At 71.3% G+C, this 19562-nt stretch carries 23 protein-coding genes and 2 tRNA genes; 15 read left to right on the top strand and 10 right to left on the bottom strand.

Annotated elements, in window-relative coordinates; genetic code table 11:
• The first annotated feature begins 8 nt into the window (after nucleotides 1-8).
• The gene (locus GC092_RS07125) at nucleotides 9-1094 is read left to right on the top strand and encodes a mechanosensitive ion channel family protein (RefSeq protein WP_324014636.1); all 1086 of its coding nucleotides are present in this window, start codon (nucleotides 9-11) and stop codon (nucleotides 1092-1094) included.
• Complete coding sequence (locus tag GC092_RS07120) at nucleotides 1091-1513, top strand: globin (RefSeq protein ID WP_271172037.1); 423 nt, start codon at nucleotides 1091-1093, stop codon at nucleotides 1511-1513. The genes GC092_RS07125 and GC092_RS07120 overlap by 4 nt, the downstream gene beginning before the upstream one ends.
• Before the next feature lie 18 nt (nucleotides 1514-1531).
• Here GC092_RS07120 and GC092_RS07115 read toward each other — a convergent pair whose 3' ends face one another.
• Nucleotides 1532-2194 (bottom strand): DUF8185 domain-containing protein, encoded by a 663-nt coding sequence (locus GC092_RS07115; protein ID WP_271172038.1) that lies wholly within the window; start codon nucleotides 2192-2194, stop codon nucleotides 1532-1534.
• Nucleotides 2195-2315: 121 nt separating this feature from the next.
• Between GC092_RS07115 and GC092_RS07110 the strand changes: the two genes are divergently transcribed.
• Nucleotides 2316-3176 (top strand): acyl-CoA thioesterase, encoded by an 861-nt coding sequence (locus GC092_RS07110; protein WP_324014864.1) that lies wholly within the window; start codon nucleotides 2316-2318, stop codon nucleotides 3174-3176.
• On the opposite strand, the gene sufU is transcribed toward GC092_RS07110, so the two are convergent.
• The 3 genes from sufU to GC092_RS07095 form a co-directional block, all read right to left on the bottom strand.
• A complete protein-coding gene (gene sufU, locus GC092_RS07105; RefSeq protein ID WP_324014633.1) occupies nucleotides 3160-3597 on the bottom strand; it encodes a Fe-S cluster assembly sulfur transfer protein SufU in 438 nt (145 codons plus the stop codon). The two genes, GC092_RS07110 and sufU, sit on opposite strands and share 17 nt — an antisense overlap.
• Complete coding sequence (locus GC092_RS07100; RefSeq protein ID WP_324014630.1) at nucleotides 3594-4859, bottom strand: SufS family cysteine desulfurase; 1266 nt, start codon at nucleotides 4857-4859, stop codon at nucleotides 3594-3596. Before GC092_RS07100 ends, sufU begins: the two co-directional genes overlap by 4 nt.
• A 68-nt stretch (nucleotides 4860-4927) precedes the next feature.
• Complete coding sequence (locus tag GC092_RS07095) at nucleotides 4928-5410, bottom strand: acyl-CoA thioesterase (protein ID WP_271172041.1); 483 nt, start codon at nucleotides 5408-5410, stop codon at nucleotides 4928-4930.
• Nucleotides 5411-5830: 420 nt separating this feature from the next.
• Here GC092_RS07095 and GC092_RS07090 point away from each other — a divergent pair, with 420 nt between their 5' ends.
• The 3 genes from GC092_RS07090 (at nucleotide 5831) to GC092_RS07080 (ending at nucleotide 9059) form a co-directional block, all read left to right on the top strand.
• The gene (locus tag GC092_RS07090; RefSeq protein ID WP_324014629.1) at nucleotides 5831-7138 is read left to right on the top strand and encodes a quaternary amine ABC transporter ATP-binding protein; all 1308 of its coding nucleotides are present in this window, start codon (nucleotides 5831-5833) and stop codon (nucleotides 7136-7138) included.
• Nucleotides 7138-8085, top strand: coding sequence for an ABC transporter permease (locus tag GC092_RS07085; protein ID WP_324014628.1), 948 nt, complete (start codon nucleotides 7138-7140; stop codon nucleotides 8083-8085). The genes GC092_RS07090 and GC092_RS07085 overlap by 1 nt, the downstream gene beginning before the upstream one ends.
• 65 nt (nucleotides 8086-8150) lie before the next feature.
• Nucleotides 8151-9059, top strand: coding sequence for a glycine betaine ABC transporter substrate-binding protein (locus GC092_RS07080; RefSeq protein ID WP_324014627.1), 909 nt, complete (start codon nucleotides 8151-8153; stop codon nucleotides 9057-9059).
• Nucleotides 9060-9126: 67 nt separating this feature from the next.
• Here the strand turns inward: GC092_RS07080 and ettA are convergent, their stop codons facing one another.
• Nucleotides 9127-10806 carry an energy-dependent translational throttle protein EttA gene (gene ettA, locus GC092_RS07075; protein WP_271172045.1) on the bottom strand — a complete coding sequence of 560 codons (1680 nt, stop codon included), beginning with the start codon at nucleotides 10804-10806 and terminating at the stop codon, nucleotides 9127-9129.
• A gap of 127 nt (nucleotides 10807-10933) precedes the next feature.
• Between ettA and GC092_RS07070 the strand changes: the two genes are divergently transcribed.
• Nucleotides 10934-11797, top strand: coding sequence for a hypothetical protein (locus tag GC092_RS07070; protein WP_324014626.1), 864 nt, complete (start codon nucleotides 10934-10936; stop codon nucleotides 11795-11797).
• A gap of 3 nt (nucleotides 11798-11800) precedes the next feature.
• Here the strand turns inward: GC092_RS07070 and ssb are convergent, their stop codons facing one another.
• Together ssb and msrA are read right to left on the bottom strand one after the other, a co-directional pair.
• On the bottom strand, nucleotides 11801-12283 hold the full coding sequence (ssb, locus tag GC092_RS07065; protein ID WP_324014625.1) for a single-stranded DNA-binding protein: 483 nt from the start codon (nucleotides 12281-12283) through the stop codon (nucleotides 11801-11803).
• A 145-nt stretch (nucleotides 12284-12428) separates the two neighbouring features.
• Entirely contained in the window at nucleotides 12429-12974 is a 546-nt protein-coding gene (msrA, locus tag GC092_RS07060; protein ID WP_271172048.1) for a peptide-methionine (S)-S-oxide reductase MsrA, read from the bottom strand.
• Between the two features lie 66 nt (nucleotides 12975-13040).
• On the opposite strand from msrA, the gene GC092_RS07055 reads away from it, so the two are divergent.
• Nucleotides 13041-13307 carry a hypothetical protein gene (locus GC092_RS07055; protein ID WP_271172049.1) on the top strand — a complete coding sequence of 89 codons (267 nt, stop codon included), beginning with the start codon at nucleotides 13041-13043 and terminating at the stop codon, nucleotides 13305-13307.
• A gap of 3 nt (nucleotides 13308-13310) precedes the next feature.
• Here the strand turns inward: GC092_RS07055 and GC092_RS07050 are convergent, their stop codons facing one another.
• Nucleotides 13311-14744 carry a MocR-like transcription factor YczR gene (locus tag GC092_RS07050; RefSeq protein WP_271172190.1) on the bottom strand — a complete coding sequence of 478 codons (1434 nt, stop codon included), beginning with the start codon at nucleotides 14742-14744 and terminating at the stop codon, nucleotides 13311-13313.
• 66 nt (nucleotides 14745-14810) lie between these two features.
• Between GC092_RS07050 and GC092_RS07045 the strand changes: the two genes are divergently transcribed.
• On the top strand, nucleotides 14811-15461 hold the full coding sequence (locus tag GC092_RS07045; RefSeq protein ID WP_324014624.1) for a membrane protein YczE: 651 nt from the start codon (nucleotides 14811-14813) through the stop codon (nucleotides 15459-15461).
• 9 nt (nucleotides 15462-15470) lie between these two features.
• On the opposite strand, the gene GC092_RS07040 is transcribed toward GC092_RS07045, so the two are convergent.
• Nucleotides 15471-15674, bottom strand: coding sequence for a methyltransferase (locus tag GC092_RS07040; protein WP_309299956.1), 204 nt, complete (start codon nucleotides 15672-15674; stop codon nucleotides 15471-15473).
• 145 nt (nucleotides 15675-15819) lie between these two features.
• On the opposite strand from GC092_RS07040, the gene GC092_RS07035 reads away from it, so the two are divergent.
• The 6 genes from GC092_RS07035 to GC092_RS07010 all read left to right on the top strand — a co-directional run bounded on the left by GC092_RS07035 (nucleotide 15820) and on the right by GC092_RS07010 (nucleotide 17922).
• Nucleotides 15820-15892 (top strand) — tRNA-Arg (locus tag GC092_RS07035).
• Nucleotides 15893-15932: 40 nt separating this feature from the next.
• The gene (gene orn, locus GC092_RS07030; RefSeq protein WP_271172051.1) at nucleotides 15933-16559 is read left to right on the top strand and encodes an oligoribonuclease; all 627 of its coding nucleotides are present in this window, start codon (nucleotides 15933-15935) and stop codon (nucleotides 16557-16559) included.
• A 39-nt stretch (nucleotides 16560-16598) separates the two neighbouring features.
• Nucleotides 16599-16674: transfer RNA gene (locus GC092_RS07025), tRNA-His, on the top strand.
• Nucleotides 16675-16775: 101 nt separating this feature from the next.
• The gene (locus GC092_RS07020) at nucleotides 16776-17123 is read left to right on the top strand and encodes a metallopeptidase family protein (RefSeq protein ID WP_271172052.1); all 348 of its coding nucleotides are present in this window, start codon (nucleotides 16776-16778) and stop codon (nucleotides 17121-17123) included.
• Entirely contained in the window at nucleotides 17120-17431 is a 312-nt protein-coding gene (gene clpS, locus GC092_RS07015; protein ID WP_282977914.1) for an ATP-dependent Clp protease adapter ClpS, read from the top strand. The genes GC092_RS07020 and clpS overlap by 4 nt, the downstream gene beginning before the upstream one ends.
• Nucleotides 17432-17445: 14 nt before the next feature.
• Nucleotides 17446-17922 (top strand): DUF2017 family protein, encoded by a 477-nt coding sequence (locus GC092_RS07010; protein ID WP_324014618.1) that lies wholly within the window; start codon nucleotides 17446-17448, stop codon nucleotides 17920-17922.
• Nucleotides 17923-17988: 66 nt separating this feature from the next.
• On the opposite strand, the gene GC092_RS07005 is transcribed toward GC092_RS07010, so the two are convergent.
• Nucleotides 17989-19533, bottom strand: a complete 1545-nt coding sequence (locus GC092_RS07005; protein WP_324014616.1) for an HNH endonuclease signature motif containing protein — start codon at nucleotides 19531-19533, stop codon at nucleotides 17989-17991.
• Between the last annotated feature and the right edge of the window lie 29 nt (nucleotides 19534-19562).

Below are 19562 nucleotides of genomic sequence, written 5' to 3'. Positions count from 1 at the left end.
TCGAGGTGATGATGAAGACCGAGACAGCGGACCCTACCGACCTCAGCTGGTGGCAGGATCGCCTCGTCGAGCTGGGGCAGTTCGGCTGGCTCCTCGTGCAGGCCGCCATCGCCGTCCTCGCGTGCGTGATCGTCGCGTGGATCCTCCGCCTCGTCATCCGACGCGTCGTGAAGCGCATCGTCGAGGGCGCGAAGAGCAAGGCGAAGGTCGACGACACGCGCGCGCTCGAGCGGTCGCCGCTCGCATCCGTGCGCGTCGTGCAGCGCACGCGCACGCTCGGCTCGATCCTCACGAACGTCGTCAACATCGCGATGGTCGTCGTCGCGCTCGTCCTCGTCGCCTCGATCCTCGTGCCGGACGTGCTGGCGTCGCTCTCGCTGCTCACCGCCGCCGTCGGCGCGGGCCTCGGCTTCGGCGCGCAGAACATCGTCAAGGACGTCCTCAACGGCATCTTCATCGTCGCGGAGGACCAGATCGGCATCGGCGACGTCGTCGACCTCGGCCTCGCGACCGGTGTCGTGGAGTTCGTCAGCGTGCGCATCACGCACGTCCGCGACGTCAACGGGGTGCTCTGGTACGTCCGCAACGGCGAGATCACGCGCATCGGCAACATGACCCAGGGATGGTCGCGGGTCGTCCTCGACCTGACCCTCCCGAAGGACATCGTGATCGAGGATGTCGAGAGCCTCATCGCCGACACCTCGCTCGGACTCGCGCACGATCCGCGCTGGCGCTCGCGCGTCATCGGCGAGCCGGAGGTCTGGGGCCTCGAGTCGCTCGAGGGCGAGACGCTCGTCGTCCGCCTCGTGATCAAGGCCAAGCCGACCGCGAAGGACGACGTCGCGCGCGAGCTGCGCGAGCGCCTGCGCGCGGTCCTCCTCACCGAGGGCATCGACGTCACGGGCATCGCCCGCGCGACGCTCGAGGGCGCGGAGGGCGCCCTCCGCGTGCGCGGGGCGAACCCGCCGACGATCACGAGCGAGCTCCCCGAGAGGCCGACGTGGCGACCGCGACCGCGCGACGAGAAGAGCCCGACGGCGCCCGCGGGGCGCCAGGAGGGCGGACAGGACGAGGAAGAGGGAGCCGACACGTGAGCGAGCCGAAGAGCCTGCGCCCCCTCGGCGTGGGGACGTTCTACGAGCAGGTCGGCGGGCGCCCGACATTCCAGAGGCTCGTCGCCGCCTTCTACCGCGGCGTCGCGGACGACGAGGTGCTGAAGCCGATGTACCCCGAGGAGGACCTGGGCCCCGCCGAGGAGCGCCTGCTGCTCTTCCTCGAGCAGTACTGGGGCGGTCCGACGACGTACAGCGAGACCCGGGGCCACCCGCGCCTGCGCATGCGGCACGTCGGGTTCCACATCGACCCCGAGGCGCGCGACCGATGGCTGGCCCACATGCGCGCAGCCGTCGACGAGCTCGGCCTGTCGCCCGTCCACGAGGCGACGCTCTGGGACTACCTCGAGCGCGCCGCGCACGCCATGGTGAACACGTTCGAGCCCCAGCCCGGTCGCTGACGGGTCAGCGCTCTCGGGTCAGCGCGCGCCCGTCTCCCGGACCGGCGTGAGGCCGACCGCCGCGGGCCCGCGGGTGAGGATGTGACCGCGCTCGAGCGTCACGCGGGTCCAGCGGCCCGCGGTCGACACCCGCGCCTCCTCCTCGCCGCCGATGAACCCGAACGAGAACGCGGCGAACGCGACACCCCGCGGCAGACCGCCGAGCTCCTCGTCCGGCTCGCCCCAGACGCTGCCGCGCACCTGGCGGACGACGTCCTCCCCCGGCTGATCCGGGAGCGCGTGCGCGACCGCGGCGATGCCCCACTGCGCGCGGCTCGCGAGCGACGCGGCGGCGATGCCGCCCGTGCGGGTCCAGCCGCCGCGAGGCGGCGACACCCCTGCCCACGCGGGCGCGAGCGCGGTGTCGGGCAGCGCCAGGGCGCGGGGGTCCTCGGTCTCCGTGAGCGACGCCACGGTGAGGTCGCACTGCAGCTCGGGATCGGCTCGCAGGACCCGCATCGCGAGGACGGTCGGCGTGCGGTCGAGCAGTCCCTGAGGCGCCAGCGCGGCCGAGGACATGACGAGGACGCCCTCCGACGCCTGCAGCCGCACGCCCTCGTCCCCGATGCGGGAAGCGCGACCGGCGAAGGTCAGCGCATCGCGGGCGGTCTGGTCGTCGGCGAGCACGAGGCGAGCGGTCACCCGCTCTAAACTAGCAAGGCACGCCTCGGCTGCGTGCGCTCGCGCTCACGAGGCGCGGGCGGAGCGGCGAACGGAGACCCGAGTGACCATCGACGCACGGACCGACGACCCCGTCCAGACGATGCTCGACGTGATCGAGCTCGAGCGGATGGAGGCCCGCACGCACGAGGACATCTTTCTCGGCCGCTCGCACTTCATGCCGAGCGGGCGCGTGTTCGGCGGCCAGGTGCTCTCGCAGGTGGTGTCCGCCGCCGCGCGCACGATCGCCGACGACCGCCACGTGCACTCGCTCCACGGCTACTTCCTGCGGCCGGGCGACATGCGCAAGGACATCACCTTCGGCGTCGACCGCATCCACGACGGACGATCCTTCGCCCGCCGGCGCGTGCAGGGATATCAGGACGGCGTGCCGATCTTCTCGGGCATCCTCTCCTTCCAGGACGAGGACGAGGGGGTCGAGCATCAGCTGCCGATGCCCGAGGTCCCCGCGCCCGAGGACCTGCCCGATCCGCTCCGGGAGCTCGACCGCCATCCGCACTCGCAGCGTCTCCTCGCGGCGAATCCGATCGAGGTGCGGCACGTCGAGGGAAGCCTCCTCGTGGAGCCGACGGGCGGCGCTCGACCGACGCAGGCCGTCTGGACGCGCGTGCGGCGCCCGATCGGCGACAGCCGCCTGCTCCATCAGGCCGCTCTCGCCTATCTCAGCGACTACACGATCCAGGAGCCGTCGATGCGCGGCGCGGGCGTCGCGTGGTCGACGACCGGACTGAAGGTCGCGAGCCTCGACCACGCGATGTGGTGGCATCGGCCGGCGCGCGCCGACGAGTGGCTGCTCTACGTGCAGGAGTCGCCGGGAGCGCAGGGCGGCCGCGGTCTCGCGTTCGGCCGCCTCTACACGCGCGACGGCGCCCTCGTCGCGTCGGTCGCGCAGGAGATCATGCTCCGCGTGCCGGCGTCCGAGGCGGTCAGCCCGCCTGCCTGAGATCGGCCTCGAGCGCGACCCAGCCGAGCATGGCGCACTTGATGCGCATGACGTACTTCGCGACGCCCTGCAGGGCCGCGGCATCGCCGAGCGCCTCGGACGGCGCGATCGACCCGCGCGAGCGCAGCATGGTCCGGAACTCGTCGATGCGCGCGAGCGCCTCCTCGCGCGTGGCGTGCTCGAGCAGCCCCGTCATGATCGACGCCGAGGCCATCGAGATCGAGCAGCCGTGGCCATCCCACACGATCGAGGCGATCGCGTCGTCGTCGTCGAGGCTCACGCCGACCGTGATCTCGTCTCCGCACGACGGATTGAGCTCGTGATGCGTGTAGTCGAGCGGCGTCGGGTCGCCCTTGCCCTCGGGATCGCGCGCGTGGTCCAGGATCAGCTCCTGGTACAGGCTCTGCAGGTCTGCGCTCATCGGTCCGCTCCGAAGAATCCGCGGACCTCGCGCAGCGCGTCTCGCAGCGCCGCGATCTCGTCCGACGTCGTGTAGAGATAGGCGCTCGCGCGCGTCGTCGCCGCGACCCCGAGACGACGGTGCAGCGGCTGGGCGCAGTGGTGCCCCGTCCGCACCGTGATGCCGCGGTCGTCGAGGAACTGGCCGACGTCGTGCGCGTGCACGCCGTCGACGATGAAGCTCGCGAGCGCGGCGCGCTCGGCTCCGGGCTCGGGGCCGACGAGCCGCACGCCGGGAACCGACGCGACGGCGTCGACGAGCTCGCCCGCGAGCTGCGCCTCATGCGCGTGCACGGCGTCCATCCCGATGCCCGCGAGGTAGTCGACGGCTGCTCCCAGGCCCACGACCTGCGTGACGGGCTGGGTGCCGGCCTCGAAGCGCTGCGGTGCGGGAAGGAACTCGGCGTCCTCCATCGTGACGGTCGTGATCGTGGAGCCGCCCGTGCGCGCGGGGGGCAGCTCGTCGAGGAGCTCGGCGCGCCCGTACAGCACCCCGATGCCGTTCGGGCCGAGCATCTTGTGCCCCGAGAACGCCGCGAAGTCGACGCCGAGCGCGCCCAGGTCGAGCGGCAGATGCGGCGCCGACTGGCACGCGTCGAGCACGCTGAGCGCGCCGACGTCACGCGCGAGCGACGCGATCTCGGCCGCCGGCGCGATCATCCCGGTGACGTTCGACACGTGCGCGAACGCGACGACCCTGGTCCGCGCGGTCAGCTGCGCGCGCAGGTCGTCGATCGTCCAGAGGCCGCGGTCGTCGACCGGCACCCAGCGCAGCGTCGCGCCCGTCCGGCGCGCGAGTCGCTGCCACGGGATGAGGTCGGCATGGTGCTCGGCCTCGGTGACGAGGATCTCGTCGCCGGCGCGCAGCGCGAAGCGCTCTCCGCCGAGGCCGGCCGACGCGTCCGCGATCCCGAGCGCGACCATGTTGAGCGCGTCGGTGGCGTTCTCGGTCCAGACGACCTCGCGCTCCCCCGCGCCGACGAACGCCGCGACGCGCTCGCGCGCGGTCTCGAAGGCGAACGTCGCCTCGCCGGTCGCGAGGCTCGATCCCCGGTGCACGGCCGCGTAGTCGCGGCGCGCGAAGTCGGCCTCGGCGGAGATCACGGCCTCCGGACGCTGCGACGTCGCGGCCGAGTCGAGGTACACGCGGTCGGGGCGTCCCGAGATCCCGGGGAAGTCCGCACGGACGTCCTCGCGGACGGGTGCGGGCGTGACGTCTGGCATGGATGGCTCCCTGCAGGGGTGGAGGAGGGCGTCTTCCAGTCTCTCATCCGCAGGGCCGGTCGTCTCCGTCACCGACGGGTGAAGGCCACCGGCTCCTCCAGGAACGGCTCCCATGCGGCGCGCATCTCGGGGGTGAGCCGCACCGGTCGGCCGGTCGCGATGTCGACGAGCACGACGACGGCGTCGGCTCGCGCGTATACGACGCGCTCCTCCTCGCCGACCGCGCTGTGCACCTCGTAGCAGACGTCGATGCTCGACCCGCCGATGCGCCCGAGCCAGAGCTGCACATCGAGTGGGCGGTGACGGTACGGCACGGGCCGCAGGTACTCGATGCTCTGCCGCGCGATCAGCGTCACGACCCCCGTGGGCGACCCGAGGACCTCGGGATCGAACACGGCGGTCGGCGGGATGTCGTCGTCGGAGTCCTCAGCGCGGAAGAACGCGCGGCACCGGGCTTCCTCGAGCAGGCGCAGCATCGAGGCGTTGTTGACATGGCCGAAGGCGTCGAGGTCGCCCCAGCGCAGCTGGATGGGCACGTGCACGCGGGTCATCGGGCTCCTCTCCGGCCCGGACGCACCGCGGCCGGTAACGATACGGTCACGGTCGCGACCGGTCATCCTCGTCCGACGATACCCCGTCCTTCCGCATGATCACGCGGATCGCGGCGGAGCGGTCGACGTGGGAGCGCGCCCGCGGCGCCGTCGACCGGCTTGCTAGGGTGACCGAGGTCGTCCTGCCGCAGCGCGGGACGCGCCTCACACCGCCGGCGACGCGTCCGACACGACCGGGGTGTTCCGCCCAGGACCGCGGATGCCGCCACGTCGCGGCATGCGTATGGCAGACGATCCAGTCGTCAACCCGGACGACTGCGCCAGGAGCCTCGTGCCCGGCCCGTCGCCTGCCCGGACCGCAACCGATGACCGAACGCGGATCGCGCTGCCCTGAGTCTCCGCGCTCGGCACAGGGGACACGTGACCGAGAACGACACTTCCATCGCCCTGCGCGCGGAGGGCCTCTACAAGGTCTTCGGGCGCCGACCGCACGACGCCGTCGAGCGGCTGCGCGCCGGAACCCCGCGCGATGAGCTCGACGGCGCCACGGCCGCCGTGATCGACGCCTCCTTCGAGGTCCGCCGCGGCGAGATCTTCGTCGTGATGGGGCTCTCCGGCTCCGGCAAGTCGACGCTCATCCGCATGCTCAACGGCCTGCACGACATCACCGCCGGGACGATCACCGTGAACGGGGAGCCGATCGCGGGGATCCCGGCGAGTCGGCTGCGCGCGACCCGGCGCGAGCACGTCTCGATGGTGTTCCAGCACTTCGCCCTGCTCCCCCACCGCACGGTGGCCGCGAACGTCGCCTACCCGCTCGAGCTCAAGGGCGTCGACCGCCGCTCTCGCGAGGCGAAGGCGACCGAGATCCTCGCCATGGTGGGCCTCGAGGGATGGGGCGACAAGCTCCCCGCCGAGCTCTCCGGAGGCATGCAGCAGCGGGTCGGCATCGCGCGCGCTCTGGCCGCCGACACCGACATCCTGCTCATGGACGAGGCGTTCAGCGCCCTGGACCCGCTCATCCGCCGGGAGATGCAGGACCAGCTCATCGAGCTGCAGCAGCGCCTGCAGAAGACGATCGTCTTCATCACGCACGATCTCAATGAGGCCATGTACCTGGGCGACCGCATCGCGGTGATGCGCGACGGCCGCATCGTCCAGATCGGCACACCCGAGGACATCCTCACCGACCCCGCGAACGACTACGTCGAGCAGTTCGTCCAGGACGTCGATCGTGCCCGCGTGCTGACCGCCGGCAATGTCATGGAGCGCCCTCGCCCCGTCGTCGCGGAGGGCGCCGGTCCGCGCACGGCGCTGCGCACGATGCGCGACGCCTACATGTCGGCGGCCTACGTCGTGGGCCGCGATCGTCGCCTCGCCGGGATGATCACCGACCGCGACGCGATGAAGCTCATCCGCCGCGGCGAGAGCGCGCTCGCGTCGATCCTGAAGCCGGTTCCGCAGGCCGTGAGCCAGGACGACGTCCTGATGGACCTGTTCGTGCCCGCCGTCGAGTCGCCGCTCCCACTCGCCGTGACCGATGACACGGGTCGCCTCGTGGGCGTCATCCCCCGTGTCACCCTGCTCGCTGCCCTCGGGCCCGGCCCCGGATCCACCGAGGAGATCACCGTGCTCCAGCCGCCCATCCCCTCGGCCGTGATCGATCAGGTGCTCGCGGAGGCCGATGCCGCCGCGGCGGCCGCCGCCGACTCCGAGGAGGTGCGCTGATGGACGGGTTCCGCCTCCCGATCGGCGACGCGGTCTCCGCCGCCGTCGACTGGGCCAAGGACAACCTCGAGGGCCTCCTCGACGTCGTCGCGCTCGTCGTGCGCACCCTCGTGGACGGCCTCACCGACGCGCTCGTCGCGACGCCGTTCCCCGTCACGATCGCGGTCGCCGCGCTCCTCGCGTGGCTCGTCCGCTCGTGGCAGCTCGCGGTCGGCACGGCGATCTCGTTCGCCGTGATCGTCGGCATGGACCTCTGGGAGCCCGCGATGCAGACGCTCGCGCTCGTGGTCGTCGCCGCGTTCGTGGCGGTTCTGATCGGCGTGCCGCTCGGCATCTGGTCGGCGCGCAGCGATGCCGTGCGCGCCATCCTCAAGCCCGTGCTCGACTTCATGCAGACGATGCCGGCGATGGTGTACCTCATCCCCGCGATCGTCTTCTTCAGCATCGGCGTCGTCCCCGGCCTCGTCGCGACCGTGATCTTCGCTCTCCCTCCCGGCGTGCGCCTCACCGAGCTCGGGATCCGCGGCGTCGACGCCGAGACGGTCGAGGCCGGGCACGCGTTCGGCGCGACACCCGGGCAGATCCTGCGAGGCGTCCAGCTCCCGCTCGCGATGCCGACCATCATGGCCGGGGTCAACCAGGTGATCATGCTCGCACTCTCGATGGCCGTGATCGCCGGGATGGCGGGAGCCGACGGCCTCGGGAAGATGGTCGTGCAGGCGATCTCCACCGTGAACACCAGTCAGGGAGTCGAGGCCGGGCTCGGCGTCGTCCTGCTCGCCGTCTTCCTCGATCGCTTCACCGCGGCCCTCGGCACGCCGAGCGAGTACCCGTCCTCGCTTCTGGGTCTCCTGTCGCGCCGACGCGCGGCGCAGCGCGCGGCGACATCGGACGACGCCGCGATCGCGCATGCCCCCGACGCCCGCTCCGCCGTGCCCACGCCATGACCATCCGCACCCATCGACCATCCGAAACGCACGACATCACACGCAACGAGAGAAGGAACGCGAACATGACGAAGCGATGCATCACGGCCGTCCTGGCCCTCGGCGCCACCACGGCCCTGGCCCTCGCGGGCTGTGCGAGCGGCGACGGCGACGGCGATGCCGCAGGCGAGGGAGACAAGGGCACGATCACGCTCGGGTTCCTGCCCGCCTGGACGGATGGCCTCAGCACGGCCTACCTGCTCCAGGATCAGCTCGAGAAGCTCGGCTACACGGTCGAGATGCAGACGCTCACCGAGGCCGGCCCGCTGTACGCCGGACTCGCGCAGGGCGACGTCGACATCTACCCCTCCGCCTGGCCCGAGCTCACGCACCGCGACTACATGGAGCAGTACGGCGACGACATCGAGGATCTCGGCGCCTACTACGACAACGCGAAGCTCACGATCGCGGTGCCGACCTACATGGACGACGTGAACTCGATCGAGGACCTCGCGGGTCAGGCCGACCGCTTCGACGGCAAGATCTACGGCATCGAGCCCGGCGCGGGCCTGACCAAGCAGACGCAGGAGGTCATGATGCCCGAGTACGGCCTCGATGCCGACTACGAGCTCGTGACGTCGTCGACCGCGGCCATGCTGACCGAGCTCGGCAGCGCCATCGACGCGCAGGAGGACATCGCGGTCACGCTGTGGCGTCCGTTCTGGGCGAACGACGCCTACGACATCAAGGATCTCGAGGACCCGAAGGGCGCGATGGGCGCCCCCGAGGCGCTGCACTTCCTCGGCACCGCCGGCTTCGCGGAGGAGTTCCCCGAGGCGGCGGAGCTCATCGCCGGCATCCAGCTCGACGACGCCGAATACGGCTCGCTCGAGGACCTCGTCGTGAACGAGTTCGGCGAGGGCAAGGAGGCGGAGGCCGTCGACGCATGGCTCGAGGAGCACCCCGACGCCTTCGACACGATCGTCGCCGACTGACGGACGCCCACGATGAAGCCGCCCCGGGAGAACCCGGGGCGGCTTCGTCGTGTCGGCGCGACGCCGCTCAGTCGCGCGTGAGCTTGCGGTGCGTCGTGCGGTGCGGGCGCGCGGCGTCCGGACCGAGCCGGTCGATCTTGTTCGCCTCGTACGCCTCGAAGTTGCCCTCGAACCAGTGCCAGTTGGCCGGGTTCTCGTCGGTGCCCTCGTACGCGAGGATGTGCGTGGCGATGCGGTCGAGGAACCACCGGTCGTGGGTGATCACGACGGCGCAGCCGGGGAACTCGAGCAGCGCGTTCTCGAGCGAGCCGAGGGTCTCGACGTCGAGGTCGTTCGTCGGCTCGTCGAGGAGCAGCAGGTTGCCGCCCTCCTTGAGCGTGAGGGCGAGGTTGAGTCGGTTCCGCTCGCCGCCCGAGAGGACGCCCGCCTTCTTCTGCTGGTCGGGGCCCTTGAAGCCGAACTTCGACACGTAGGCGCGCGAGGGGATCTCGGTCTTGCCGACCGTGATGTAGTCGAGCCCGTCCGAGACGACCTCCCAGAGCGTCTTCTCCGGGTCGATGTTCGCGCGCGACTGGTCGACGTAGCTGATCTTCACCGTCTCGCCGATCTTGAGGTCACCGCCGTCGAGCGGCTCGAGGCCCACGATCGTCTTGAAGAGCGTCGTCTTGCCGACGCCGTTCGGGCCGATGACGCCGACGATGCCGTTCGGCGGGAGGCTGAAGCTGAGGCCGTCGATGAGCGTGCGCCCGTCGAAGCCCTTCTGCAGGTTCTTCGCCTCGATCACGACGTTGCCCAGACGCGGGCCGGCGGGGATCTGGATCTCCTCGAAGTCGAGCTTCCGCGTGCGCTCGGCCTCGTTCGCCATCTCCTCGTAGCGCGCGAGACGCGCCTTCGACTTCGCCTGGCGGCCCTTCGCGTTCGAGCGGACCCACTCCAGCTCCTCCTTGAGGCGCTTCTGGAGCTTCGCGTCCTTCTTGCCCTGCACCTCGAGGCGCTCTGCCTTCTTCTCGAGGTAGGTGGAGTAGTTGCCCTCGTACGGATAGAGACGCCCACGGTCGACCTCGGCGATCCACTCCGCGACATGGTCGAGGAAGTACCGGTCGTGGGTGATCGCGATCACGGCGCCCTTGTAGGACTGCAGGTGCTGCTCGAGCCACAGCACGCTCTCGGCGTCGAGGTGGTTCGTGGGCTCGTCGAGGAGCAGGAGGTCGGGCTTCTGCAGCAGGAGCTTGGCGAGCGCGACGCGGCGCTTCTCACCGCCGGAGAGCGGCGCGATGGCGGCATCGGCAGGCGGCGTGCGGAGAGCGTCCATGGCCTGCTCGAGCTGGGAGTCGAGGTCCCAGCCGTCCGCGGCGTCGATCTCCTCCTGCAGCGCGCCCATCTCGGCGAGAAGCGCGTCGAAGTCGGCGTCGGGCTCGGCCATGAGGCCCGAGATCTCGTTGAACCGGTCGAGCTTCGCCTTGATCGCGATGCCGTCCTGGATATTCTCGATCACGGTCTTCGACTCGTCGAGCTCGGGCTCCTGCATGAGGATGCCGACGGAGTACCCGGGGGTCAGGGTCGCGTCGCCGTTCGACGGCTGATCGAGCCCCGCCATGATCTTGAGGATCGTCGACTTGCCGGCGCCGTTGGGGCCCACCATGCCGATCTTGGCACCGGGCAGGAACGCCATCGTGACGTCGTCGAGGATGAGCTTGTCGCCCACCGACTTGCGGGCGCGCACCATTTGATAGATGTATTCAGCCATTTGGCATCCAGTCTAGGGGCCGCTCCCGCGGCGGACCGAGAGCCTCGCACGGGTTCTGAGACGATCCTCCGGTTCGCGGACACCCGACAGTGAGAGATGCACGCCGACGACGATGCTGGAGGCCGACATGCGCACCCCCGACCGCGAGTTGACGACCATGGGGATTCCCCGCCGCCGAGGAGGCCGCACGGCCGGCGGATGGGCCGCGGCGGTCGCGTGCGCCGTCCTCCTCTCTGGCTGCGCGACGCCGGGAGCCCGGCCGGGCCCCGATGCGGACGGCGACCCGTCGCCGTCGGCGACCATCCCGGCCTACGACGTCGAGCCGGGCCAGACGCTCCGCTGCGGTGGCCTCTCGTTCTCGTCCGACGCGCTGGTGAAGCCCGTCCCCCTCTCCCGCGCCGATGAGCGCGTCCGCGAGGCCGTGGAATCCGCGGCCGACGATGCGGGCATGCCGGTCGCTGCGGCCGAGGCGCCCGAGACCTGGCTGGTCGCGAGCGCGGACGACCGTCAGATCGCCCTTCTCCATCCGCGTGCCGATGCCGAGGGCTCGGCATCCGCCTTCGAGCAGGTCACCCTGCTCTGGCACGAGGCGGGATCCGACCGGCCCGCCGAGTGGACCGTCGCGTCGTCGGGGCCGTGCGCGCCGCGCGCAGACGCGGGCGAGCTGAACGCGGCCGCCATCGCTCTGGACCCCGAGCAGCCGCCGGCTCCCTCGGACACGACCGTGCACCTGCTCGTGACGGAGCTCGCCTGCCATGGCGGCGAGGACGCCGAGGGCCGCGTCGAGCTCGCGAGCCTCATCGAGACGGACGAGTCGGTCGAGATCGTCATCGGAGTCCGACCGGATGAGACCGCCGACGCCTGGACCTGTCAGAGCAACCCGGCCACCCCGTTCGCGCTCGAGCTGGACGCGCCCCTCGGCGAGCGCGACATCGTCGACGTGGGGGTCGTTCCCGCGCAGACCCTCGAGCCCGTCGACACCGCGGGCTGACGCTCAGAACGGCGTCGCCGCGGGCTCTCCCTCCGGAACGGTGACGACCTCCCAGGCGGCATCGGACGAGGCCTCATCGGCCGCGCTGTCGTCGCGTGTGTCCCGCTGTCCGCGGCTGTCGCTGCCCGCGAAGCTGTTGCGCGACACGCTGGCCGTCGCGAACTGGAGGTCGATGCCGATCGCGTCGGCGATGATCTCGATCCCCGTGCCCTTGCCTCTGTCGTTCTCCCAGGAGCGGACGCGCAGCCGGCCGCAGACGACCACCCGCATGCCCTTCGCGAGCGACAGGGCGCCGTTGGCGGCGAGCGACCGATAGGCGCTCACCGAGTAGAAGTTCGCCGCCTCCTCGACGTACGCGTCCTTCTCCCGGTCGAAGCGCCGATGATTCGTCGCGAGCCGGAAGCTCAGGGCAGCGGTCCCGGATGGCAGCGTGCTCGACGTCGGGTCGGTCGCGATGTTCCCGACGACGGCGATCTGGTCCTTCATGGCGATCCCTCCTGCCGGGGGCTGTCCCCGGCGTGATCTCACCAGGACAGCGGCTCCCTCCTGCCGGCGGAGCAGGACCAGCGCATCTGTGGATGCGCAGAGCCCCTCCGCGCCGCTGTGCACACGGCGTCGGAGGGGCTCGGCGTCAGACGGCGTACTCCGCGAAGCGCGCGCGCACCTTGTTCACCTTCGGAACGGCGACCGCGAGGCAGTACCCCTGCGTCGGGTTCTTCGCGAAGAAGTCCTGGTGGTAGTCCTCGGCGTCGTAGAACTCGCCCAGGGGCTCGAGCCGGGTTACGATCGTGCCCTCCTCCTCCCCGATGGGAGCATCCCAGATCTCGGCGGCCCGCTCCCGCGCGGCCGCGAAGAGGGCCTTCTGCTCCTCGTCGGCGTAGAACATCGCGCTGCGGTACTGCGTGCCGCGATCGGCGCCCTGATGGTTCAGCTGGCGGGGGTCGTGCATCGTGAAGAACGCGTCCAGGATGACGTCGGGCGCGATCACCTCGGGATCGAACGAGATCTTCACCGCCTCGGCGTGACCGGTCGCGCCCGTGCACACCTGCTCGTAGGTCGGGTGCGGTCGCTGCCCTCCCGTGTAGCCCGACACCACGGACTCGACGCCCCTCAGGGCGCGATATGCGGCGTCGAGGCACCAGAAGCAGCCTCCCGCGACGACGAACGTCTCTGTCATGTGCACTCCTCAGAACGGATGTCGGTGCCCCCTCCTATCGTCGCAGAGGACACGGAAGGAGCACTGATGTCGAACGCCGCCGCACTCATTGCCATTCCCCTCGCGACGCCGCGCCTGGCGCGTGCACGGGCGCGCCTCACGCGAGCGGGAGCATCCCTCTGGCGGGTCGTCGGCCTCGACGAGCGGGTCGCAGGCCACCTGCGCGCGGTCGAGTCGGAGCTCGGAATGCGGTACCGCGCGGAGCGCTTCCACCCCGCGTCGGGCGCCCTGCTTCCGATCGGCGAGTTCTGGACGCCCGATGAGGCCGTGGAGACGCTCCTGCTGTCTCGGTGAGCGTCACACGAGCGCGTCCGACATCCGCTCGGCGAGCGCCGCGGTCGGCTCGTCGACGACCTCCGCCCACGCCTCCTCGAGGATGCCCGCACCCCGCTCGAGCACCTCCGGCGCGGCCGTGAAGGGGATGCGCAGATGGCGCTCGTGACCGCCGCCCACCGAGAACCGCGGGCCCGCCGAGAGGAGCAGTCCGCGACGGCGCGCGGCGAGCACGAGCGCGGAGCTGCGCGCAAGCCCGAGCTCGACCCACAGGGCGACACCGCCCTGTGCGGCGTGCACGCGCCACTCCGGGAGCCGCTCGGAGAGCGCGGAGACGAGCGCGTCGCGCCCCGCGCGAAGCGACTCCGCGCGCTGAGCGACGATCTCGGGCATGAGCGGGATGAGCCGTTCGACGACGGACTGCTCGAAGTCGGGGGTGCCCAGGTCGCCGACGGGGCGCGCCGCGAGAAGCCGACGGATCGTGTCCTCGTCCGCTCGGATCCAGCCGACGCGCAGTCCTCCCCACACCGTCTTGCCGGTCGACCCGACGGTGATGATCTCCGCGCCCGACGGAGCGGCAGCGGCGAACGGCACGGCAGCCCCGCCCCGATCGATGTCGAGCTCCGCCGTCGTCTCGTCGATGACGAGCACGGTTCCCGAATCCCGTGCCACGCCGGCGATGTGAGCGATCTCGTCGCGCGACATCGACTCGCCCGTGGGGTTGTGGAAGTCGGGCATCAGATACGCCATGACGGGGGCGGCGCGGCGGAACGCGTCCTCGGCCCGGTCGAGGTCCCAGCCGGAACCCGGCGTCACGGGAATGCCCACCAGCCGCGCTCCCGCGGCGGCATAGCATTCGGCGGCGTGCGGGTAGGTGGGCGTCTCGATGATCACGCGGTCGCCGCGCGACACGAGCAGCCGGGCGGTGAGGGCGATCGCGCTCTGCGCGCCGTTGACCACCATGATCTGCTCGGCGGAGGTGGGGAGCCCGCGCGCGGTGTACCGATCCGCGAGCGCGGCACGGAGACTCCGCAGGCCGTGCATCTCGTAGCCCGAGCGTGCGACGAGGCGCGGGGCGTCGGCGGCGGCCTCGGCGTACACGGCGGGCAGCCCCGGCCACGCGGCAGGGCTCGCCTGCTGCAGGTCGAGCGCGCCATCGACGTCGCTCGCACGGCCCAGATCCCGCCGCCCGAGCGCCAGGGTCACACTGCCGGAGCCGCGGATGCTCTCGATGTGCCTGCTCTCTCGCAGACTGCGGTATGCCGCCGCGACCGTGGTCCGACTGACCCCGAGACGTGCCGCGAGCTCGCGCTCGGCCGGCAGGGCCGTCCGCGGCGCGATCCGGTTGTCGAGGCAGAGCAGGCGGATGGCGTCGGCGAGCGCCTCGTACGCGGGCTCGCGCGTCCGCCACGGGCCGAGGCGGTCGCTCAGCGCCCTCGCGCTGAGCCGTGAGTCCATCATGCGGACCACCGTAGCAGGATTGGCATCTTGCGAGCAGTCCACTTCTCGGGTGGCATGGAGGGCATGCCACCCGCACGCCACCCTCTCACCGTTCGCCTGGCCCGACTTCTCGTGGGCCTGCCTCTCTACGGGGTCGGATGCGCCCTCACCGTCGCCGCCGGCCTGGGCGTGGACCCCTGGACCGTGCTCGCGGAGGGGATCTCGCTGCGCACGGGTCTCGGCGTCGGGTGGGTGACGAACGCGCTCGGTGCGCTGATCCTCCTCGCGTGGATCCCGCTGCGCCAGCGCCCCGGCATCGGAACCGTGCTCAACGTGCTCCTCGTGGGCACGAGCATGCAGATCACCCTCGACCTGCTCCCGCCCGTCGAGCATGTGCTCCTGCGCATGCTCGCCCTTCTCGCGGGCATCGCCCTCGTGGCGGTCGCGTCCGGCATCTACCTCGGCGCCGCTCTCGGCGCCGGCCCGCGCGACGGCCTCATGACGGGAGTCAGCCGGCGGACCGGATGGCCGGTGTGGCGGTCCCGCGCCGGCGTCGAGCTGACGGTGCTCGCGCTCGGATGGGTGCTGGGCGGGACGGTCGGCGTGGGCACGATCGTCTTCGCGCTCGGCATCGGACCCGCCGTGCATCTCGCGATGCGCCTCCTCGCTCCGGGTGCGCGCGAGAGCGGCTCCCGCGCGGTCGAGAGCGTCCCGGCCGCGCGGGCGGCGCGGTGACCCGGCGCGTCAGTGGCGCCGGAACTCGGGGCGCTCGGCGCCCGGCTTGAGGTGAGCGTGCAGCGCGCGCTTGGCGATCTCCAGCTCCGGGTACGTGCCGACGGGCTCGTCGACTCCGACCATCCGGACCTCGAAGCTGCCGTCGACCTCCCTGATCGAACCGACCGCTCCCACGGCGCCGTGCGCCACCCACAGGCGACTCGTCTGCGTCATCGTCATCCTCGACTCCCTCCACTGGTCCCCCTGTCGACGACGGTACGTCGCCGGCCGCCGAGAAGCCAGACCTTGACAGGGCCACCCGCGGCTGGTGGGGCCCGAGATGATCCGCCGAGGCGAACCCGGTAACCTGAGGGCACCGCCCCCAGTAGCTCAGTGGATAGAGCAACGAACTTCTAATTCGCAGGTCGCACGTTCGAGTCGTGCCTGGGGGACCGATACGGCGACGTCCCACCCCCTCGATAGGCTGGGGGGATGGTAGGCGCCTCCGAGAACGACCGGCTCGTCTGGATCGACTGCGAGATGACGGGTCTCGACCTCACGGTCGACGAGCTCGTGGAGATCGCGATCGTCGTGACCGACTTCGAGCTCCGCATCCTCGACCCGGGATTCCAGGTCGTCATCAAGCCCTCGCAGGCCGCCCTCGACCACATGGGCGACTTCGTGACGGAGATGCACCGCAGCTCCGGCCTGCTCGACGAGATCCCCCACGGCGTCTCCCTCGAGGAGGCGGAGCGGCAGTCCCTCGAGTACATCCGCCGGTTCGTGCCGCTCGAGCGGAAGGCGCCCCTCGCGGGCAACACGATCGGGACGGATCGGATGTTCCTGGCCCGGTACATGCCGAGCGTCGACAGCCACCTGCACTACCGCAACGTCGATGTGTCCAGCGTCAAGGAGCTCTCGCGACGCTGGTACCCCCGCGCCTACTTCCAGGCGCCCGGAAAGGACGGCGGACACCGCGCGCTGGCCGACATCCTCGAGTCGATCCGCGAGCTCGAGTACTACCGTCGTGCGGTCTTCGTCGCCGAGCCCGGACCCACCTCCGACGAGGCGCGCGACATCGCGACCCGCGTCGTGTCGTCATTCGCTCCGAACGTATGACAGAATAGAGAAGTTGCCCCGGCAGGCCGGGGAGACATGGTGGCTATAGCTCAGTTGGTAGAGCACCTGGTTGTGGTCCAGGGGGTCGCCGGTTCAAGCCCGGTTAGCCACCCCAGCCCGCACGAGGCCCGGGGTTCCCGCAAGGGGAGCTGCCGGGCCTCGTGCCTTTTCCACGGCCGCCGACCGCGATGCGCACGCGACTAGACTCGGAAGCCGATGATGGACATGGATGCCGACGCCTTCGAGGCGCTCGTCGTGGATGAGCTCGATCAGCTCCCCGATGAGATGGTCGACGGCCTCGACAACGTGATCTTCGTCGTCGAGGACCGCTCCGAGGACGGTGAGGACCTCCTCGGGCTGTACGACGGCCTCGCGCTCACCGAGCGCGGCCGGTACGGCATGGGCGAGCTTCCCGACCGCATCATCGTGTACCGGGAATCCCATCTCGCGCGATGCGAGACCGAGAGCGAGCTGCGCGACGAGGTCCACACGACCCTCGTGCACGAGATCGCGCACTTCTACGGCATCGACGATGAGCGTCTCCATGAGCTGGGGTGGGCATGACCACCGCGCACACGGTCTTCGCGTCGACGGCGGTCGAGGAGGAGCTGGACCGCGTCGAGGCACCCGCGCACGCGACCCCGTGGCAGACCGTCGTGTGGGACGACCCCGTCAATCTCATGAGCTACGTCGTCCGTGTCTTCCGCGAGTACTTCGGCTACGACGAGGAGCACGCCACGCGTCTCATGCTCGCCGTCCACAACGAGGGGCACGCCGTCGTCGCCGAGGGCGCGCGCGAGCAGATGGAGCTGCACGCCCAGGCCATGCACGACTACGGACTGTGGGCGACCGTCCGCAGAGCGCCGATGTGAGGACACCGCACCCCATGACCGAACGACTCGTGATCCTCACTCTGACGCGCATCGAGGCCGCGCATCTCCGCGACCTCGTGACGCAGTTCGCGACCCTGGTCGAGAGCACGCCGACGGCGGCGGATCCGGCGCTCGAGCGCCTCACCCCCGACGCGTACCCGGACGATCCCGACGCGGCGGACGACTTCCGCAGCGTCACGCGCGGGGACCTCCTCGGCCGCCGCTCACAGGACGCGGCCACCGTTCTGCGCGACCTCTCCGCGATCGAGGAGGCGCCGCTCGAAGACGCGCTCTCCCCCGTCGACGTCTCCATCGCCGGCGACGCGCTCGAGGCATGGCTGCGGACGCTCGCCGCCGTGCGCCTCGTGCTCGCGAGCCGACTCGGCATCGAGAGCGCGGAGGATCACGACGACGAGGACCCGCGCTTCGCCCTCTACGACTGGCTCGGCTACCGTCTCGACGGACTGCTCCAGGCCGCCGACGGCGCCTGACCAGGCGCCCTCACCCGCACCGCCTGCGCGAAGGCGCGCGTGGCGGATGGTGGGGGCTGGGTTGTCTCAGAAGGGTGGGGGTTCGGGTGGGGGCTGGGGGTCGTGGATGGCGTGGTGTCGTCGTCGGGGTTCGGGCTCGGTGACGTACACGTGCCCGAGCGGGCTGGTCCACTCGATGCCGCCGTCCTCGAGCGCCCGCGGAGACCACCTCGTGTGATGCCGCAGGTAGTGATGCGGCCGGCACAGGGCCTCGAGGTTCTCCGCGCTCGTCGGGCCGCCGCGGGAGTACTCCCGGACATGGTCCTTCTCGCACCCCGGGGCCGGGCGCGAGCAGCCCGGGAACCGGCAGCACTCGTCCCGCAGCTCGACCAGACGACGGATCGCCGCGGTCGGCTGGTAATGATCGACGGTCAGCAGAGCACCGGTGTCGGGGTTCTGGAAGATCCGCTCCCACCCCGGCGCATACCGCGCGAGCCGGCGGGCGGTCTCCGCCGGGACCGGCCCGTACCCCGCCAGCATCGCCGGCCCGTCATCCAGCCCGACCAGACTCGTCACCGGCACCGTCACCGCGACCGTCCCGCGCACCCCCGCCAGCCGCTCCGGATCCCCGTCGATCGGATACCCCGTCGGCGCCCCCGTCAGCAGCAGGTTCCCCGCCAGATCCGCCCGCCGCTGCGTGCGCGTCACCCGCACCCGCTCCGCCTCCCGAGCCCCCTCCCCCGCCGCGCACCGGCCCGGGAACAGCCCCGCATCCCGCACCGCCAGCCCCGGATCGACCGCCGACACCACCGGGTCCGGGGCACCGCCAGGCACCCGCACCGCGCCCTGGTCGATCCGGTTCCCCTCCCGATCCACCCGGAACCCCAACCCGTCCCTCGTCACCCCCACCGCCGCATCCGCCGCATCCCGCGCCGCCTGTGCTTCCCGGTCCGCGCGGCGCTCATCGGCCTCGACCAGACGCGCCATCTGATCCAGCCGGTCCGCGACCGCCGCGATCACCAACGCCTCGTCCCGCATCACGAACTCACCCAGCCCACCCGGCAGAGCCCGCGTCCACGTGCCCCGCTTCTCCCGCACCGCCGCCTGACCCTCCGCCACCGGAACCGGATGCAGCACACCCGCCAGCTCGCTCGCGAACACCCGCAACTGCCGCGGCGTGGCCTCCTCCGCGAACCCCAGCACCCGCCGCAGGAACTCCCCCAGCACCGCATCCGGCAACCCCTGCGCGACCTCCCGGATCACATCCGCATGCTTGCGCGTGATCCGCCCCGCCGACAGCGCCACCCGCACCTGAGGCAACCGCGCCTCCAGCAGCTCCGCATCCGCCATCCGCGCCTCCACCTCCCCCACCGGCACATGCAACGCCACCGCGAGCTCAGCCGCGACCGCCCGCCACGGGAACGCGAACTCCGAATCCGACCCCGACCGCTCCATCTGCGCCCGCGCCACCCGCGCCGCCACCGCGAACGCCTGCACCTCCGCCGCCGCAGCCGACGCCACCGCCCGCCGGAAACCCGTCAACGTCTCCCGCACATTCGACAGCACCCACCGCTCCTCCACCGTCGCATCCCACGACAGCGGATCCACAAACCGCGGCTTCCTGCTCGTCACACCCCCATCATCAACCCCACCACCGACAT

The organism is Microbacterium sp. JZ37, from assembly GCF_035188445.1.
GTDB lineage: Bacteria > Actinomycetota > Actinomycetes > Actinomycetales > Microbacteriaceae > Microbacterium > Microbacterium barkeri.
The sequence above is the reverse complement of the archived record's forward strand: the minus strand, read 5'-3'. Positions and strand labels throughout refer to the sequence as shown.

What these genes read in the sequence shown, in the direction of transcription:
- GC092_RS07125 (WP_324014636.1), top strand. Translation starts at nt 9, where the DNA reads ATGATGAAGACCGAGACAGCGGACCCTACCGACCTCAGCTGGTGGCAG.
- GC092_RS07110 (WP_324014864.1), top strand. Translation starts at nt 2,316, where the DNA reads ATGCTCGACGTGATCGAGCTCGAGCGGATGGAGGCCCGCACGCACGAG.
- sufU (WP_324014633.1), bottom strand. Translation starts at nt 3,597, where the DNA reads ATGAGCGCAGACCTGCAGAGCCTGTACCAGGAGCTGATCCTGGACCAC.
- GC092_RS07100 (WP_324014630.1), bottom strand. Translation starts at nt 4,859, where the DNA reads ATGCCAGACGTCACGCCCGCACCCGTCCGCGAGGACGTCCGTGCGGAC.
- GC092_RS07095 (WP_271172041.1), bottom strand. Translation starts at nt 5,410, where the DNA reads ATGACCCGCGTGCACGTGCCCATCCAGCTGCGCTGGGGCGACCTCGAC.
- GC092_RS07085 (WP_324014628.1), top strand. Translation starts at nt 7,138, where the DNA reads ATGGACGGGTTCCGCCTCCCGATCGGCGACGCGGTCTCCGCCGCCGTC.
- GC092_RS07080 (WP_324014627.1), top strand. Translation starts at nt 8,151, where the DNA reads ATGACGAAGCGATGCATCACGGCCGTCCTGGCCCTCGGCGCCACCACG.
- ettA (WP_271172045.1), bottom strand. Translation starts at nt 10,806, where the DNA reads ATGGCTGAATACATCTATCAAATGGTGCGCGCCCGCAAGTCGGTGGGC.
- GC092_RS07070 (WP_324014626.1), top strand. Translation starts at nt 10,934, where the DNA reads ATGCGCACCCCCGACCGCGAGTTGACGACCATGGGGATTCCCCGCCGC.
- ssb (WP_324014625.1), bottom strand. Translation starts at nt 12,283, where the DNA reads ATGAAGGACCAGATCGCCGTCGTCGGGAACATCGCGACCGACCCGACG.
- msrA (WP_271172048.1), bottom strand. Translation starts at nt 12,974, where the DNA reads ATGACAGAGACGTTCGTCGTCGCGGGAGGCTGCTTCTGGTGCCTCGAC.
- GC092_RS07055 (WP_271172049.1), top strand. Translation starts at nt 13,041, where the DNA reads ATGTCGAACGCCGCCGCACTCATTGCCATTCCCCTCGCGACGCCGCGC.
- GC092_RS07050 (WP_271172190.1), bottom strand. Translation starts at nt 14,744, where the DNA reads ATGGACTCACGGCTCAGCGCGAGGGCGCTGAGCGACCGCCTCGGCCCG.
- GC092_RS07045 (WP_324014624.1), top strand. Translation starts at nt 14,811, where the DNA reads ATGCCACCCGCACGCCACCCTCTCACCGTTCGCCTGGCCCGACTTCTC.
- GC092_RS07040 (WP_309299956.1), bottom strand. Translation starts at nt 15,674, where the DNA reads ATGACGCAGACGAGTCGCCTGTGGGTGGCGCACGGCGCCGTGGGAGCG.
- orn (WP_271172051.1), top strand. Translation starts at nt 15,933, where the DNA reads ATGGTAGGCGCCTCCGAGAACGACCGGCTCGTCTGGATCGACTGCGAG.
- GC092_RS07020 (WP_271172052.1), top strand. Translation starts at nt 16,776, where the DNA reads ATGATGGACATGGATGCCGACGCCTTCGAGGCGCTCGTCGTGGATGAG.
- clpS (WP_282977914.1), top strand. Translation starts at nt 17,120, where the DNA reads ATGACCACCGCGCACACGGTCTTCGCGTCGACGGCGGTCGAGGAGGAG.
- GC092_RS07010 (WP_324014618.1), top strand. Translation starts at nt 17,446, where the DNA reads ATGACCGAACGACTCGTGATCCTCACTCTGACGCGCATCGAGGCCGCG.